The sequence below is a fragment of the Lactonifactor longoviformis DSM 17459 genome (assembly GCF_900129135.1).
Classification (GTDB): domain Bacteria; phylum Bacillota; class Clostridia; order Lachnospirales; family Lachnospiraceae; genus Lactonifactor; species Lactonifactor longoviformis.
In genome coordinates this window covers 50,586-68,165 of the sequence record NZ_FQVI01000003.1, presented here as the reverse complement: position 1 = coordinate 68,165, position 17,580 = coordinate 50,586, and the positions used below count along the sequence as shown (strand labels likewise).

The following is a 17,580-nucleotide window of genomic DNA, read 5'->3' as shown; positions in this document are numbered from 1 at the left end:
GAATAGTCACATGAATTTTAACAGTTCTCTGTTTGCTTAGACACTTCATCATCGGTTGCGTAATTGCGTACCTGTACCGGACATTTCAGTGCATCCTGACGTCCAAGCTGTGCAAGGCGTCTGTAAATACGCTCCCAGCCGCATTCCATATCTCCGTCCACTTCGCATTTGCCGTTTTTGGTACCGCCGCATGGTCCGTTGACCAGGCTTTTAGAGCAAGCGGTAATCGGGCAGATTCCGCCAGTGATGTTCAGATAACATTCTCCGCACTGATCACAATCATATTCTAAGGGTGTTACACCTTGGAATCCCGGCAATGGATATGTATCACATGCTGCACATACCTTTTTGTCCTCCAGGTACTCGGCAATTGTCTGTACACCGACGCCGCAGGAGAATACCAGCACTACATCTGCAGCCTCAATCGCACTCATATGTTTCTGAAGCCGCAGCTTCATATTTTCCGGATTACAAATATAGTCAGTTGTAATAATTCCGGTCACATTCCCGTCATCCGCCAGCTCTTTCTGGAATTCTGCGGCTTCTTTTTCCGGGAAATGAACTTCTTTGCATCCCTGGCAGTTAATGATAAAAACTTTCTTTCCGCCCACCAGTGATACGATAGTTTCCTTTGCTTTTAATTGGGTAATTAACATATCACTTCATCTCCCTTATCGCATTTTTTCCAGCCTTAATTTTGCTGACTAATGGAATCTTGGAGGAACATATATATTCACAGCTCCTGCACTCAATACAATCCATGACATCTCTGTCACGCATATCCTGCCATTTCTGCTCATCCGCAAGTTTTGCATAATACAGCGGGGCAAGCTCCATCGGACACACGTCCACACAGCGTCCGCATTTGATACAAGACATTTCCTGTGTCTGATCCGTATCAATCGCAATGATTCCATTGGAGCCTTTCATCATAGGTACATTCAAATCTGAAAGAGCAAATCCCATCATTGGTCCGCCCATCTTAACCATAACATCATCATCTGTGAATCCGCCGCAATAATCGATAAGCTCTTTTACATTCGTACCAATCTTTACGATATAATTGCCGGGCTTCTTAATCTTTTCGCCGGTTATGGTGGCAACACGCTCAATGAGCGGCATACCCTTCTGAATCGCATCAGAAACAGCCTTTACCGTGCTGATGTTACTAACTACAACCCCTACATCTGCCGGCAGGCCGCCGCGCGGCACCTGTCTTCCCATAATATGCTTAATCAGCATTTTTTCAGCACCCTGGGGGTATTTTGTCTTAGCCACTACTACTTCTATATTGTCACAGTCGGCAATTTTGGCTTCCATAAGTTCAACGGCATCCGGCTTATTATCCTCAATAACAATAATACCTTTCTGGGCATCAACTGTTTTAATCATTGCCTTAAGGCCGTAAATAATATCATCTGCAAACTCCAGAAGCACTCTGTGGTCTGCTGTCAAAAGCGGTTCACATTCACAGCCGTTGAGCAGGATAGCTTCGATTGGCTTGTTCGGTTTCAATTTGACAGATGTCGGGAATCCGGCACCTCCCATACCTACAATTCCGGCCTCCCGAACAATCTCGATGATTTCATCCGGCGTAAGGTCTTCTAAATCTTTATTCGGTTTTACTGATTCGTACAGAGTATTTTTTCCATCTGATTCAATTACAACAGCCATAACTTCGCTGCCTCTTGTAGCATGCAGGCGCGGTTCAATTGCGACAACAGTTCCGCTGACACTGGAATGGACAGGAGCACTGATAAAGCCTGCAGCTTCAGCGATCTTTTGTCCGACCTTCACTGTATCACCCACTTGTACAATAGGATTTGCCGGAGCCCCTAAATGTTGTGACATGGAAATAACAACCGTTTTCGGTTCCGGAAATCTTTCCAGTGCAATATGCTCACTGAACCCTTTGCGTTCGGATGGATGAACACCGCCATAATAGCCTGCAAATCTCTCCTCACGAATAGATTTTACATATTCATTAATAACATTAAAATTAACTTTTGAATAGTCACGTAACTGAACCGGCTGATTCAAAAATTCCTCAAGACGTCCCTGCTTCTCCAATTTACTATTGATTTTTTCCCAGGCACAATCTTTGTCCGGATCTACTTCACATTTCCCATTCTTCGCGCCCCCGCACTGTCCATTGACCAGACTTTTGGAGCAGTCAACGATCGGACAAACTCCTCCGGTTATATTCAGGTAGCACTGAGCACATGCGTCACAGCGCTTTTTAGTCAGCGCCATACCGTGATGTCCTGTATAGTTCAATGTATTGCTTGCCGCATATACAGGTACTTTTGCCCCGTCTGCAACTGTCTGGATACCCAAGCCGCAAGAGATTACAAAAATATGCTCCGTGCCTTCGGGAATCATATCCTGTAACTTTTTCTCAGTCTGGGTTTTGTTGCACAAAAAATCGACCTTTGCGCTTCCTGTGATTGTTTTTCCATGTTCCGCGGCGATTTTTTCAAATTCACCGCAATCTGGTTCGTCAATGGTCTCAAATTCCTTGAAGCATTTGTTGCAGGCAATGACGAACAGTTTATCTTTATCAGCCAGTAACGCAGCCAGCTCGTCGTTCCCCTTTAGCTTATACTTGGTATAGTTTTCCAATTGCTCACCTTCCTTAATGATATTAATTTACAGACCTAAAGCTTATCTGATTATGTTATTTTTCCATTCTCTGTACTTTAATGAAAGAATAACAACAGGCAGATAATTTACGTCCGTAATTAACACATATTATAACACATAATGTTTGTATTATCTATTCTAAACCTACATTATTCATAATATTTCATGCCGCAATGTCTTATGCCATTATAACATATAAGAGCCCTATTATCTATTCTTCACCGGCATTATTCCTAATATTTCATGCTACTGCTCCATATCCCCCAAAATTGCTGTATTTTATAATACTTTCTACTTTCACCTGATAAGTGAAAAAGTTTAAGCAAATAGAATTTTTAGTACATTATACTGTCCCGAGGACAGACTATTTGCACTTGCTGCAGCCGCCTTCAGGAGCGCGAATCCCAATACGAATGCCACTGTCCTAATCGAAATAATAAAGACAAAAAAACTTATTTTGCCTGGCCGTTCATCTTCTGGATTTAGAAGACTGCAGGGAAGTTATGAAACAGCCCAAAACCAATCTATCACATTGAAACTTAACCGAAAACCAAAGAAAAAGAAGTAACATACTTATCAATGGATCGCTTTAGTGATATATATCCTTTGACACCCTTATATATTTGAAATACCTCCGCTCTCATTCTCTGCCCCTTACTTATTATAGTAAATCAGCATGCTTAAACCGGCTTCCTCTTCCCCCACATTTTCATAAGAATGTGATACATCTGCAAGGAACCGTATAGAATCTCCCTGCTCCAAATGGTATGTCTCTTCCTCTACCGAAATAATAACTTTCCCATAGAATACCGTAATATATTCTTCTGCTCCCGTCATATGGGGCTGTGCCGAAAGCCTTCCCCCCGGCTTTATAACAATTCGGTAGCTCTCAAATAACTTCTGCTCGTCGAATCCAAAAACAGGGTAATTAAGATAGCGCCCGTCATCTTCTGCTAATGGTGCAGCCGCCATCCTCTTTATCATAACAGCAGGTTCTTCCGGTCCCTCCACCAGTGAAGTAAATGAAACCTTGTAGCCATTGGCAATCTTCCATAGAACTGATATCGTAGGGTTTACATCCCCTTTTTCAATCTGCGCCAGCATACTGCGGGAAACCCCTGTGGTCTCAGCAGCTGCATCCAATGTCAGTTTCTTTTTTTCCCTTATATCCTTTACATTTGCCGCTACAATCTTAGTGACATCCATATATGCTCTTCATCTCCTTGACATTATAATAAACTTAAAGTACAATATAAAAGAATTCTTATATATTATACTATTTTCCATTATCTTATCACACCATAATTAAGGAGGTCAATGATGTTTCCCTGGTTTTCTTTTCTTACCTATGCCGTAATTACTGCCGTAACACCAGGCCCTAATAATATTATGTCTATGTCAAATGGAATCCGGAAGGGATTTCGCGGTGCATTGCCCTTTAATCTGGGAATTCTGACAGGTTTTTCTCTCGTGATGCTATTATGTACAGCCTTCTGCAGTCTGCTCTCCTCCTTCATCCCCAGAATCAAACTGCCTATGCTTCTGGCAGGGGCCTGCTATATGTTATATCTTGCCTGGGAAACCTTCCGCAGCTCTGCTTCTGTGGAAGCGTCTCATTCCCACGACGGTTTTGTCCCTGGTTTACTTCTGCAATTTATTAATCCAAAAATCTATATCTACTGTATAATGTCAATGGAGGCTTATATTCTTCCGTATTATGCCGGACAGACGCTGCCTCTTATGGGTTTTGCCTTGCTGCTTGCCTTGATTGGTTTTGTATTTACACTACTGTGGTCAGCTTTTGGATCCGGATTTAAATGGCTGTTCTCCAGACATGCCCGCATAGTCAACACTGTTATGGCCTTACTGCTGGTCTACTGCGCATTCTCGCTCTTCGGTTCCTAAATATCTATAATAAGCTTGGCGTATAGAGCTTCTTTAATCCGCAACAACTATCCTTATGGGCGTGCATTTTCTGCTATTGCAGTCACTTTCCGATACACTACAGGCAGCTATCCCTAAACGCATATCCATTTCTGCCTGTAAAACCACTTTGTCTCCTGCTTTTGACAGGGGACTTTTGACCTCTATAGCTCCATTCATATCTACTTTTGTGTACATAAATAGATTTACAGGATGAATAATCTGCCTTGTCTCTTCTAAACTTTTGTTTATGTTATCCAGGCAATTGGGATGCCCTTTTCCATTATGGTAAAAAAATTCATACATCTCCGGTCGGCAGCAAGGGTGCAGTAAATCATGTTCTCCAACATCATCGGATAACACTTTTAATAATGGACGATAAAGATTAGAATAAATATAATCCCCCACTTTTAATCTCAAAGACTCATTGCAGTCAATCGTAACACCAGTTGACAAAAACTCGTTGGGGTTATCTGAAAGCTCAGCAAAAAAGTCAACAACTTGCCCGCCTTCTATATCAATAATCGTTATGGTCTGCCCGCTTACTACCTCAATAGCCTGGCCACTGCAAGCGTTTATAATATATTCCTGTACCATAGTTACCTCCTTATATTCCGAATTACTGTTTGCCTATTTGATAAACTATGAGACACCTTGGCCCCATACAGTCACATCTAAAACATAACAAACTCAGAAGAAACCGTCAATGCTGTGAATGGACAAACCCTCAAAGCAATAACTTGGAACAGAAAGAAATATAAAAAAATAAAGTCCGGACTGCCATACAATGAGTAGATGAGGAGAATATGAATACAAACATAGATACATACAAGAAGCAGTAGATGATATAGAATCGCATTTAGAGGAAAGAATAACACTTGTCAGAATCTCCGGAGAGATAGGCTACCTTTGGGATTAAATGGCTATAGTACTTGGGATACGCATAAAGAGAATCAGCCATTGCTCCCAGATCCGCATTTTGATATAGTGATCCTATCAACTACGGTGTGGTGAAAAATGGTGAAGAAACGAAAAATACCAGTTTGGATATGGGTCATTCTGCTGACCATGTTACTCCTCGTTGGGGTCTTGTGTCTCGCATCATTGGTCTGCCCGGAGATAAGGGCTGGTCTGGTTTATATTAATGATGCAGACCAGCCCCTGGATGACAGCTGTTGTACGGAGATGATATCCTGGGGAAAATACAGAAGTAGCATGCGGTATATCAGCTATTAATATGAAGGTTCACTAGTTTCTGCTGCCGGAAGGCAGCATATTGTTCCGCGAGAGTGCAAAGTTTTTGTTTATCCTGCAAAATCTTCCAAAGATTCATTGTAATCTCCATTCCCCTGCTCTTCTTCTTACTGGTCCAGTTGCCAATAATTTCTCCCCGGTACAAAATAGCCCCTGGATTTGTTGTGGTTTTCCATATTTCCCTGTGCAGAAATTTATCCTGCAGCAATACACTTCGGTCACGCTGGTCCAGAAATGGATCATGACCTCCCAGAAGAAGCAATTCTCTTTTGCAGTCCGCCTGTGAGAAAAGCCGTTCTCTGTCAGCAGATAATATAAAGGCTTTTTCCCGGATACGGTAACTGGCTCTAATTCCTCTGCAATCAGATTCCACATACGTCTTCCCTGTTTTCCGGAGCACCCGAGCCAGTCTGCGAACCTGTCTGCAGTTGCCGGTCCATAACAGTGAACAAATTTGCGCACCAGCTGTTTTTGAGGCTCCTTGCAGGCTTTCGTATCATGGCCCATCCAACTTTTATAAGAGGTAAACTCCTGGCTAATTCCCTTTCGCTCTCCAAAGACTGCCAGTCCGCTGAAGGCACAGGGGCAGCATCCAGTCTGCCAGAGTTTGATCTAAGGCAGTTTTGCTCACAATAATCTCCCCGTCCAGCTTGGGCATAACCTGTTTTAATATAGAAAACAATTCTTCAAAAGGTATCTGCAGAAAGTTCAAGGCCAGCGAAATCCCCTGACTGTAAATCCATGGCTCATCGCCCTCAGGAATAAGTGCAGACAAAAAAACATCGCTTTCCTCCTCAGGGAATACAAAGGGCGCTCCTCTCAGGCTCCATGCCTGGAGAAACGATTTCTCTTTGTACAGCAGAGACTCCATCTTCTGGAAACTGCAGCCCGGAACCCGGTTGTAAAGAGCCGTCTCCCATGCGCCTGGCGGGGTATTCTGCAGCCCGCATGACCCAGCAAGCCGGATAATGTCTCCCTCTCTATATTCAGCATCCAGATGATGGGAGCCCAGCCTGTAATTTCTTATCTGCTCCACACTTGCCTCTGCCATATGATACTTCCTTTCCCTGCATATTGTGTTTCACCTTATAATTTCTAAACTAAACCGAAAAAACAGAGAAGCATTCGTAAGTTTTAAGATACAGCCTTAGGAATGCGATTTTGTCTGCCTCACCAGCAATGCAGCCCCAACTATCCCCACCGCCGAAAATGCAATCAGCAGTATAAATATCTTATTAAAACCTGATGCGATATTCCCAGCTTCTATTGCAGCATCCAGCCATATCCCGCAAATCGTCGGCACGATAAAATCAGGGATAAATGCAATAAAGGAAATCACCCCTGTGGCAATTGCGGTCATTTTCAAGGGAATCCCTGCCTGCCCCATTATGCTCCAATAGGTTGATTTCATAATATTAGCCATTAAAGCGAGAAACAGCGTAAGTCCGATACAGATAGGAACTACCTTACTTGTGCACATCACTGCCAGTGTAGTGACCACTGTAACAGACAGGAAAACCATGAATCCCTTTCCCTTATAGGTAAACTTATCCAGTATCCATCCTCCAATAAAGCCCGCCGCCAGTACAATGACATAGCTTCTTACGATTCCAATGGTGGATGCTAAGGAAGAGGAAATGCCAAGAACCCGAACTGTATAAGTAGTCAGATATCCATTTCCCAATGTCCAGGAAACGTAAGAACACATAATAACCCAAATGGTAATCCATACCCCCTTATTGGTTAACACCTCTTTCAGGGGAATCTTTTCTTCTTTCTCCCTTTCCTGTTCCGCCGCGGTCTCCGCAGGCAGGAAAATCAGAGCAAGAACCAGGAAGAGTCCTGTAATTGCCGCACCTGCAATCATGACAAACCGAAATCCAAGAACAGGCGTAGCAGCAACATTCATAATCCCAAGAAAGAGAAAGGACGTAATCGTCTGGAGAATTCCGCGTGTGGATTCACTGCTTCCAAAGATTGCACTCTGGGACTCCTCGTCCCCAAGGCTCCGAATACCGGAAAGGTAGGCCGACCATAAGGTTGCAATACCGAAAAACCCATATAATACATGAATTCCAATTAAAACAATGTAATTCGTTGTAAATGCAAAGAGTCCTGTCAAAAGAGCAAAGGCAGCCAAAGTAATGCAGATAAGCTTTTTCATTGGAAAACGATCCGCAAAAAAGCCGCCGATAGGATAACACAAGGTGTTAACCAGGGTCAGGCAGGTACCCAGAACTCCCATCTGTGTATCATTGATTTGCAGCGCCTCCATCATCTGATCATAGAAGGTATATTTCATATACGGGAGCTGATAGGCCAGCGCAACCGTTGCACTGAGTATAATAAAAACAATCAGTTTATCTTTTCCTAATGATTTCATAAGCACTCCTCTCCATTCAGCATAATTTACGGTATGAGATGTTTTCTTAACTCTGCGTCAAGCTCAGCAGGGAAATCAGGCTGCACATACTCCTCCAACATTTTTTTCCACTTCTCATTTGCCCGTTCCGCAACTGTCTTCTTCCCGCCGGCCTCCCACTGGGCCACATTTAAAGAGTCACTGATAAATGGGAGATAGTGTGCGTCACGGAAATGTTCATAGGTGTGTTCCTCCGTCAGGAACTGGCCGCGGGGTCCAACCTCTTTGATTACATCATAAGCTAGTGTCTCCTCATTTACTTCTATCCCCCGATGTATGCGTCTTACAAGCCCCATGAGCTCATAATCTATCATTGATTTTTCAAAGGAAACCGTATCATACGTGGCCATAATGCCTCCCCCGTGCAGGATAAAGTTTCCCCCTGCCATTTCGGCAGTCATAAGATTCATCATGGATTCATAACCCAGCTGAGGATCGAAGCATTTGCTGTCAGTAATTGCGCCGCTGATTCTGCATGGCAGATGATAGAACTTAGCCAGCTGTCCGTTAATCAGAGACATTAACGCGCATTCCGGAGAACCTATGGTTAAGGAGCAGGTACGCATATTTGCGTTAGATCCTGATGCCGAATAAATAACAGGTGTTCCGGGATTAACACACTGAGCTAAGACAATACCGGCCAGTATCTCTGCATTCTGTACTGCAACGTTTCCGGCCAGTGTTACAGGTGCCGTTGCCCCGGCCATTGCCAGCGAATTGATAAGCTGAATCTGACCATACTCTGCAAAAGCCATAAGAGTAGCCAGGGATTTATCATCATAGCATAGAGGGGTTACTGTACAGGGGTCCGCGAGCAGAACCGGTTTTTTATTTTTAACGGCCTCCAGGCCGCCAAAGGGCGCCGCTGCCATCTCTATGCATTCCTTTGCTTCTTCATAGGTAAACATAAAAGGCATCAGCGGTTTGTCGCTGTACTTCATGGTCTCGTAGACAACCGCTTTGTTTCTGATTGCCGGATCCACATCTGTCATCTCACAGGGGACATGATGCATTTCAATAAGATCCATGGATTGATACAGTTTTATCAGGTTAATAAAATCCTCTTTTTTACTTGGGCGGCGGCCGTGATCCAGATCCGCAACAAAGCAGGAACCTCCGGGGCCGCAGTAGTGGGTATCTTCCAGATTGAATAAAACATTTCCATCGGGATTCCTCGCATAGAGTGTGAAGGAGGAAGGAGTAAGTTTCAAACTTTCTTCCACCAGTTTCCTGGGAAACAGCACCTTTTTACCGTCAACTTTTGCCCCATGCTTTGCTAGAAGCTCACACGCTGGTTCATATGTCATAATGACACCCACTTCTTCCAGAATTTTTAGAGACGTTTCATGAATTTTGGTTAGATCCGTTGGATCTACTGCTTGGTATCTCTGCATAATCATACACCCTCCTATATTTTCTCGTATAAATAGATTTCATTTGTTGTATGTATTATTGCACATCACCTTAGACACAGTCAATGAAAGTATCAGAAAATTCATTGTAAAATTTTATTTTTACAGTTTTTTCGCTTTTTTTCTCCTTTACACTTTTTTACGTGTACTGACACCAAAAAAGGCCCTCTCTGAAAGAAGGCCTGAATGTTTGATTCATTCTATATGATATTTTTTCATTCTATAATGCATCAGCTGCCTGCTGATCCCCAAGATACGGGCAGCCTGTGAAATATTTCCGTTGGTTTGTTTTAAAGCTTTGATAATCTCCTCCTGCTCTTTTTCCTGGGCTTCCAGATATAGCTTTCTTTTGCTGAAATACGTGTCCTGCTTCACTGCGCCGCTTCCGGCACCCCCTCCTGTCAGTGCCCCAGACGGTTCATCGCTGGAATTAAAATGTGTTCTGGGCGTCCGGGTCTCATAAAAAACATTGGCAGGCAGATCATCTGCATGGATCTCATGACCATCTTCTGTCAAATTCATAGCTGCTTCTATACAGGAGCGAAACTGGCGGATATTTCCCGGCCAGTGATAGATTCTGAACCATGACATCACCTCGCTGTCCACACCCTGAATCCTTTTATGAAACCGACGATTAAACTCACTGATAAAGTAATTTGTCAGCAGTGGAATATCTTCTGTACGTTCTGCCAGAGAAGGAATGGGAATCTGTACCACAGAAATACAGTAAAAGAACTCCATGCGCAGACGGTTGTTGCGTATCATTTCCGCAGGCGGTTCACTGCTGCTGCAGATGATACGTATATTGACCGGAATAGCCTCACTTCCGTTCGGCCTTATAAACATATGCTCCTCAAGAACATGCAGCAGCTTCATTTGTATCCCGGGAGACAGGTACGTTACATTTTCCAGATAAAGAGTTCCGCCGCTGGCCTGACGAAGAATGCCTTCCGAGTCCGGACCGGGATAATGCTTATTCTGTGTGCCAAACAGCAAACCCTCCAGTAAGTTCTCTGGAATAGATGCACAATTGATGGAAAGGAAAGGCCCGTCAGACCGGGAACTGCTTTCATGAATAGACCGGGCAAACGTATTTTTTCCACAGCCATCCTCCCCAATCAGCAGTACAGAGGAGTCCGTTTTGGCCGCCTTTCTTGCCAGCGTTAAGCTGTACCGGAAGGTTTCACTGCTGCCTATAAGGTCTGCAAAGGGAGCAGCGTCCCTTCCGTTCTGGCATGACCGGTGCCGGTTAATTTTACTCTGCAGCTCCAGGTTCTCGTCAATCATATTGGAAAGCTGAGTTAAGTCACGCTGAATATTAAAAGCCCCTATAAGTTCTCCGCCCTTATAGATTGGTGTAGAATCAATGGTTTTTGTCTTTTTCAGCCCTCCGGTATAATATACACAGATCATATCACGGACCGGACGCTTTTCCGTCAAAGCTATATAGGCCGGGCTTGTGTCCTTTCTGACATCATTTTGGAAGTCATAAAGCTCAAAAAGAGACCTCCCATATGATTCTTTTAAGGTATATCCCTCCGAGCGCTCCGCAGATTGATTCAAATATACTAAATTTGCATTTACATCAAAAAACAATATTTCATCCTGCATCTGGTCGAAAACGTCAAAACAAATACCGGTTTCCAGGATCAACTCTTTGTACCCAATCATGCATAATCCTCCTCTGACTTGACACACCTGTATCTGACAGATTTAATTATAGCATATATGCAAAATGTGGGAAGAGTTTTTTATAACTCCATCAGCAGCAGAGACTATAGCAATTACAATTCATGCAATTAGTACACATCATAAGTAAATGCAATATACGCTTCGATCTCTTTTCTTCCCGGATTGCCCGGTGAATTTCCAAAGGCACCGTCATGGGCAAATCTATCCGCTGCAGACAGGCAGTCTTCCAGAGAATATCCAGAATCACGGATGGATGGAATCTTCAGTTCTTTCATCAGCTGAACGACTCTCTCCGCCAGGGCCTCAGCCAGCTGCATGGTATCTGTATCCTGTGTATATGCAGTCTCCATGGCATCCGCCACAGCCTCAAGGTTCTTTCTGTCACCGTATTTTGCTGTATAAATCATTACCCCGGGCAGTCCCCAGGCGCAGCCCAGACCGTGGGGTATATGGTTTTGGGCGCCGAAGGTCTGACTGAAGCTGTGTCCGATTTGACACCCGCAGGCCGAGATAGCCATCCCCCCCAGATTAGCCGCCAAAGACATCATCTCTCTGGCCTCTGCATTTTTAGGCTCTTTTACCGCAGCAGGCAGCCATTTAAGGGTGAGCTTTATTCCCTCTTTTCCGAAAATATACCCGTAAGGATTATAATTTTTGTTGGTGATTGCCTCCACACAGTGTGCAAGCACATCCATCCCTGTTGCAGCCGTAGGGCCTGCAGGGAGGGAATAGGTAAGCACCGGATCCACGATAGCCATGTCTGGCTTGTATATGGGCATTTCCTTCGCTCCGGTTACCGTATCTCCGATGACGGCCCACTGGGAAATCTCACTGCCTGTGCCGGAGGTAGTGCTGATCGTAATCAGCTTTATCTCATGTTCTGCTTCCCCAATCCCATAGTAGTCACGGATGGTCGTGCCATTCTGGCTGATGATAATCCCGATGGCCTTAGCGGTGTCCAAGGTACTGCCGCCGCCCACTGCCACGATACCGTCAATTTCATGCTCTCTTACAAACGCAGCGCCTTCATCACAGATATCGCTGGGTGCGTCCGCCCTGCATTTATCAAATACAAAAACCTCCAGCCCTGCATTTTTTAATACCTCAATCACCTGGGTGGCTACTTTGAATTCACATAACGCTTGTTCCGTACAAACCATAACTCTGTGCATTCCAAGTTCTTTGGCTTTCACTCCGGCCTCTTTGGACGCACCCGTTCCAAAGAGTGTCGGACAAAATGTATTCCACATGTAAGCACTCATACTATTACTCCTTTTCCTTAAAACAGACTTTTCAGATAGGACAAAACTGCCTCAAGATCGTATTGATACTGATGATATAATTCTTCTGCGCTTCCAAATCCAGGGTACACCTGGGGAACCCCAAACCTTTTAAAGGATTTTACACGGATCCCCTGGTCACACAGTACATCCGCAACCGCACTGGCCAGCCCATTTTTCATAAGGTGATCTTCCCAGACAATGATTCTGCCAGTCTCAGAGGCAGCCTTTCGTACAATTTCTTCATCCAGAGGCTTTACTGTGAACATATCAATCACCCGCACGCTGATCCCCTCTTTTTCTGCCGCATCGTGCAGCTGAAGTGCGTAATCAACCATTTCCCCGCAGGCAATTACTGAAATATCCCTGCCCTCTCTCGCTGTGAAGCCTTTACCGATTTCAAAGTCCGCATCTGACGGATATAAGATACGGTTCTCTTTACCCGGGTCAATACGGATGGAGAGAGGACCGTCATAGGTCATACTTTTCTCTATAATCTGCCGCAGCTGCACCGGATCGGATGCGGCGCAGACTGTCATATTTACCAGAGAAGAATAAAGCGCCATATCCTCCATAGCATAATGGGTAGATCCGCCATTTCCCGTCAGCCCCGCATAATTTGCAATAATTCTCACCGGAAGGTTAGGATAGCAGATATCTGTGCGCACCTGTTCCAGTGCGCGCATACTCATAAAGGGCATCATCCCGATAATAAACGGTATGTTCCCATCGTAAGCCAGCCCAGATGAGATGCCAACCACATTCTGTTCCGCAATCCCCGTGTCAAGGAAGCGGTCCGGATACTTTTCCTTGAAATCTTTGCAGCCAAAACCGATATCCGGTGTCAGTAGCCATACCCGATTATCTTTTCCCCCAAGCTCCGCTATGGTATCTCCTACCACAGATCTTGCTGAATTGTATTCGTCAAGTGTGTATGATTGCTTCATTTATAACTCCTTTCTCTGCTTTTCCAAAGCCGTGTCAAGGTCTTTTAAAGCTGTTTGTAAATCCGTTTCATTCAAGCTTCCCGCATGCCATTTTATCTGGCGCTCCATAAAAGATACATACTTCCCTTTTACAGTATTGGCTATGATTACGGTGGGAACCTCCCCGCTGCTTTTGGGGAGTCCGTCAAATGCCTCCACGATCTGACTCATATCATTCCCGTCTCTTATTTCTATTACATTCCATCCAAATGCACGCCACTTATCTGCATATGGTTCCATTATGACCGACTCCTCGGAAAAACTGGTCATCAGCTGTCTGTTGCGATCCACAACCGCCACCAGGTTTCCAAGCTTTTGCGCTCTCCCTGCCATAGCTGCCTCCCAGACAGAACCCTCACAAGTCTCCCCATCCCCCATCATACAGAAGACACGGTGTTTCTGTCCCCGCTGCCTTGCAGATGCCGCCAGCCCTACGCTGATGGGCAGCCCATGTCCCAGGGAACCCGTGGATGCCTCCAGCATAGGCAGCCTGGTTTTGCACGGATGCTGGCCATATTTACTGCCTATCTGACCATAGGTCTCACAGATTTCCTTATAGTCGAAAAATCCTTTCAATGCCATAACAATGTACATGCATGCCGCTCCGTGGCCTTTGCTGAGGATAAAACGGTCGCGTTCCGGATCCTCCTGCAGTTCGGGGGCCACCCGCATGGTATGCTGGAAAAGACAGGTCAGCACATCGATCATTGACATGTCTCCGCCCATATGAATATTTCCGCCGTAGGATCCGCACAGATTGCAGAGATCATACCGGGCCTGGTGGGCCAGCTCCTGTAAGCGTAAAATTTCTTTTTTATCAGCCATTTTCTCAAACGCTCCTTTCCTAAAAATCTATGGAAACAAATATTTTTCCGCACTGATAGCTGGATGCCAGCTCAATTGCCTCTTTATACCTGGATGCAGGAATTACATGGGTCAGGATTTTCTCCAGGGGAAGTACGCCGTCTTCAATGATCTGGCCTACCTTTCTCATGTAATATTTTCCAAGGAACCCGCCGTGGATCTCTACTTCTTTTTTAAGAAGTGTACCCACCGGAATCTCGGGCCGTATCAGCTCGTCATGTCCGTACTGCAGAACCTTGCCCCGGGGACGTACATATGCAATACAGTCCGGTATTAATCCCCCCACTGCTTCAATGCAGTGATCTACTCCAAGATTCTCCGTCTCTTCCAGCACTATTTTCCCAACGTCCTCCTGCTCCGGGTTCACCACGCAGGTTGCTCCTACTTCCAGCGCTTTCTTCCGGCGGTATTCAATGGGTTCAGAGACAATAATCTTTCTGCACCCGCTTGCCTTGAGAAGTGCTGTAAACATCAGACCGATAGGCCCCGCGCCTAACACACATGCGGTATCTCCCACATGCACATTCAGCTTTTCCAGAGCATACCCGCATCCGGCCAGAGGTTCCGCCATACCCATCAACTCAGGCTTTGCATCTGCCCCTACTTTGTATACACACTTCTGGGGAAGAACCACATAGTTTGTCAGGCCGCCGTCAGCGAATACCCCCATGGTCAGTGCCTGGCCGTCAAAGCCGGAGTCCGGACCAAGGAATACCTCATCGCAGGCCTCAGGAAGTCCTGCCAGGCAATTGTCACAGTGGCCGCAGGGACCGTGGGGATCTATGATAACCTTATCCCCAGGCTCCAAATTCGTAACCTGCGCTCCCACAGCTGCAACCTCGCCGCAAAACTCATGACCGAAAATTATATCCTTTTTACAGGGGTGCTTCTGGGGTGTAGCAAAGATATTTACATCTGTGCCGCAGACGGCACAGCCATATACTTTAATCTTGACGTCATCCCCGTGTTCCACTTCCGGGACCGGACGATCTTCATATGCAAACTCTCCCGGTCCTTTATAAATAATAGCTTTCTGTGTGTCAGCCATTTTGCTTCCCTCCTACTCTACATCAACCCATTTTGAATTGTTCTGTGCACTTTCCATAACTGCGTAATAGAATTTTACGCCGCTGACGCCAGTCTCCACATCCGGGAAGTCCAAATCCTCCTCAGTAGGTGTCTCACCGTTTTTCAGCTTCAGAATTGTATCAATAACATTCCTGTAAATATTTGCAATTGCAATATAATATCCCTCAGGATGCCCGAAAGGAACCCGCGCCAGACTGCCGGCCGGCACATCGATGCCGTCCCCTGCCCTGCAGAGCAGCTGGGCTGCCTCACCCGCCCTTGCAAAACGGACTTCATCCGGTCTGGTCTGATGCCATTCAAGAGATCCCTTGGTTCCGTAAATGCGCAGATTAATCTCATTAGGGGATCCGCACGCAACCTGAGAAAACCAATATGCGCCATGTGCACCGTTTTCATATTCGAGAATAATATTGTCATTCAGATCCAGCTTCTTGCCGAACGTATCTGCGGTTGCCAAAAGTCTCTTAATCTTCAGTCCGGTTACATAGTGCACCAGATGCTCTACATGTGTCCCGTCGTCCGCACAGGTATTGGAGATACCGCTGTATTTGGGGTCTGTGCGCCAGATTCTGGAGTTAACCTGTTCCTTCTCAGAGAGGAGTTCCAGAAAACATCCCTCCATATAATCTGCATTCACAGAAATGATCTCGCCGATATCGCCTCTGGCAATCATCTGCTTCATAACCTTGCACATAACATACCCGGAATAACAGTAATCCACTGCAAATACCAGATTTTTTTCCTTTGCCAGTCTGGACAGTTCTTCCGCCTCCTCAACCTTCAGCGTCAGAGGTTTTTCACAGACTACGTTGATGCCATGCTCAAGAAATGTCTTCGCCACTGAGTAGTGTACAAAATTTGGAGTGCAGATGGAGACGAAATCAATCTTCCCGGCCTCCGCCTCCGCCATTTTTTCAGCATCATAGTAAACTCTGGCTTTATCAACATGGTAGGCTTCTGCGCACTCATCATTCAGCTCATCGACGGCAGAAAAGCATCCGCATACAAGCTTTGCCCTGGGATCCAAACCCAGCGCCTTGCGGTGGCATTCCCCAATTAACGCTTTCAAATCTCCGCCTACCATACCATACTTTAATTCTCTCACCATTTTTTTCATCCTCCTGAAATGTTTTTTAACTGTAAGCCCCTCGGGCATTAACGCGGCGTTTGCCGTATGTTAAAGCAGTAATTTGCCTGCTTCTTTTATATAAGGAAATCCTGCTTCGGTCTCCCCTGCGGGAAAATATTCAAAGCATACCGTTCCGTCAAAACCGCTCTCCTTAATATTTCTTAACAGAAAGTCAAAATTAATCTCCCCTGTTCCGGGCTCGTGGCGATCCGGTGCATCTGCCAGGTGCAGATAAGGCATAACATCCATGTTGTCTGTAATATTCTGAAGCAGATTTCCATGCATTACCTGCATATGAAACACATCACACAGAAGTCTTACCTTCGGGGAATCAACAGCCCTCACAATGTCCGCTCCCAGCGCCGTATCCGTCACGGCCATGCCCGCATCGGCCCCCAGATTGCAAAGAGGCTCCAAAAGCACTGTCATATCTTCTTCCTCCAGAAGGGGCGCCAGGCATGTGAGTGTATGCGTTATGTTGGCAATCATCGCCTCGCGGCTGTACTTGTCACGGAAATCCGCACAGCCGGAGGGAGTGAAATGATTGGGAAACAGAATCAGGGTATCACAGTCCAGTTCCTTCGCGGCTTCTATTGACCGCCTGATCCATGCTATATATTCTTTGCTGTGTTCTCTGTCACACAGGGAATACGACTTGGTGCCGCTGAACGCCCTTACCTTTACCCCGTGCCTTCTGCAGGTCTCTTTTATCCGGGAAAGATCCCTGTCATCCCAGCTCCAGAACTCCACAGCCTGAAAGCCCGCCGCACTGACCCTTTCAATTTTCCCGCAGATATCCATGCCTGGGTACAGCGGTTCAATATTAATCGCAAAATCAATCATAATTGCTTCCTTTCTTTTATATCGCCTCTGCAGGGCATCCCAG

General features: G+C 45.5%; 15 protein-coding genes and 1 pseudogene. 1 reads left to right on the top strand and 15 read right to left on the bottom strand.

What is annotated here, in order from left to right:
• Nucleotides 1–17 precede the first annotated feature (17 nt).
• From BUA56_RS04820 to BUA56_RS04810, 3 genes are all read right to left on the bottom strand, one after another.
• Nucleotides 18–656 carry a methylenetetrahydrofolate reductase C-terminal domain-containing protein gene (locus BUA56_RS04820; protein WP_072849480.1) on the bottom strand — a complete coding sequence of 213 codons (639 nt, stop codon included), beginning with the start codon at nt 654–656 and terminating at the stop codon, nt 18–20.
• Between the two features lies 1 nt (nt 657).
• Nucleotides 658–2,622: an electron transport complex subunit RsxC gene (rsxC, locus tag BUA56_RS04815; protein ID WP_072849478.1), complete on the bottom strand. Its 1,965-nt coding sequence runs from the start codon at nt 2,620–2,622 to the stop codon at nt 658–660.
• Nucleotides 2,623–3,297: 675 nt separating this feature from the next.
• The gene (locus BUA56_RS04810; protein WP_072849477.1) at nt 3,298–3,849 is read right to left on the bottom strand and encodes a helix-turn-helix domain-containing protein; all 552 of its coding nucleotides are present in this window, start codon (nt 3,847–3,849) and stop codon (nt 3,298–3,300) included.
• A 114-nt stretch (nt 3,850–3,963) separates the two neighbouring features.
• Between BUA56_RS04810 and BUA56_RS04805 the strand changes: the two genes are divergently transcribed.
• On the top strand, nt 3,964–4,548 hold the full coding sequence (locus BUA56_RS04805) for a LysE family transporter (RefSeq protein WP_072849476.1): 585 nt from the start codon (nt 3,964–3,966) through the stop codon (nt 4,546–4,548).
• A gap of 33 nt (nt 4,549–4,581) precedes the next feature.
• Here the strand turns inward: BUA56_RS04805 and BUA56_RS04800 are convergent, their stop codons facing one another.
• From BUA56_RS04800 to BUA56_RS04750, 12 genes and pseudogenes are all read right to left on the bottom strand, one after another.
• A complete protein-coding gene (locus BUA56_RS04800) occupies nt 4,582–5,163 on the bottom strand; it encodes a DUF1989 domain-containing protein (protein WP_072849475.1) in 582 nt (193 codons plus the stop codon).
• 628 nt (nt 5,164–5,791) lie between these two features.
• A pseudogene (locus BUA56_RS23850) lies at nt 5,792–6,360 on the bottom strand (DNA glycosylase AlkZ-like family protein).
• A complete protein-coding gene (locus tag BUA56_RS23845) occupies nt 6,356–6,871 on the bottom strand; it encodes a DNA glycosylase AlkZ-like family protein (protein WP_242975713.1) in 516 nt (171 codons plus the stop codon). The pseudogene BUA56_RS23850 and the gene BUA56_RS23845 overlap by 5 nt, the downstream one beginning before the upstream one ends.
• 96 nt (nt 6,872–6,967) lie before the next feature.
• Nucleotides 6,968–8,203 carry an MFS transporter gene (locus tag BUA56_RS04790; protein ID WP_072849473.1) on the bottom strand — a complete coding sequence of 412 codons (1,236 nt, stop codon included), beginning with the start codon at nt 8,201–8,203 and terminating at the stop codon, nt 6,968–6,970.
• Nucleotides 8,204–8,229: 26 nt separating this feature from the next.
• Nucleotides 8,230–9,636: a trimethylamine methyltransferase family protein gene (locus BUA56_RS04785; protein ID WP_072849766.1), complete on the bottom strand. Its 1,407-nt coding sequence runs from the start codon at nt 9,634–9,636 to the stop codon at nt 8,230–8,232.
• A 213-nt stretch (nt 9,637–9,849) separates the two neighbouring features.
• Nucleotides 9,850–11,325 carry a sigma-54 interaction domain-containing protein gene (locus BUA56_RS04780; protein ID WP_072849471.1) on the bottom strand — a complete coding sequence of 492 codons (1,476 nt, stop codon included), beginning with the start codon at nt 11,323–11,325 and terminating at the stop codon, nt 9,850–9,852.
• Between the two features lie 128 nt (nt 11,326–11,453).
• Nucleotides 11,454–12,608 (bottom strand): iron-containing alcohol dehydrogenase, encoded by a 1,155-nt coding sequence (locus BUA56_RS04775; RefSeq protein ID WP_072849469.1) that lies wholly within the window; start codon nt 12,606–12,608, stop codon nt 11,454–11,456.
• Between the two features lie 17 nt (nt 12,609–12,625).
• Entirely contained in the window at nt 12,626–13,573 is a 948-nt protein-coding gene (locus BUA56_RS04770) for a transketolase family protein (protein ID WP_072849467.1), read from the bottom strand.
• A complete protein-coding gene (locus BUA56_RS04765) occupies nt 13,574–14,437 on the bottom strand; it encodes a transketolase (RefSeq protein ID WP_072849466.1) in 864 nt (287 codons plus the stop codon).
• A gap of 19 nt (nt 14,438–14,456) precedes the next feature.
• On the bottom strand, nt 14,457–15,524 hold the full coding sequence (locus BUA56_RS04760) for a zinc-dependent alcohol dehydrogenase (protein ID WP_072849465.1): 1,068 nt from the start codon (nt 15,522–15,524) through the stop codon (nt 14,457–14,459).
• A gap of 12 nt (nt 15,525–15,536) precedes the next feature.
• Entirely contained in the window at nt 15,537–16,673 is a 1,137-nt protein-coding gene (locus BUA56_RS04755) for a Gfo/Idh/MocA family protein (protein ID WP_072849464.1), read from the bottom strand.
• A gap of 69 nt (nt 16,674–16,742) precedes the next feature.
• On the bottom strand, nt 16,743–17,537 hold the full coding sequence (locus tag BUA56_RS04750) for a TIM barrel protein (RefSeq protein WP_072849463.1): 795 nt from the start codon (nt 17,535–17,537) through the stop codon (nt 16,743–16,745).
• Between the last annotated feature and the right edge of the window lie 43 nt (nt 17,538–17,580).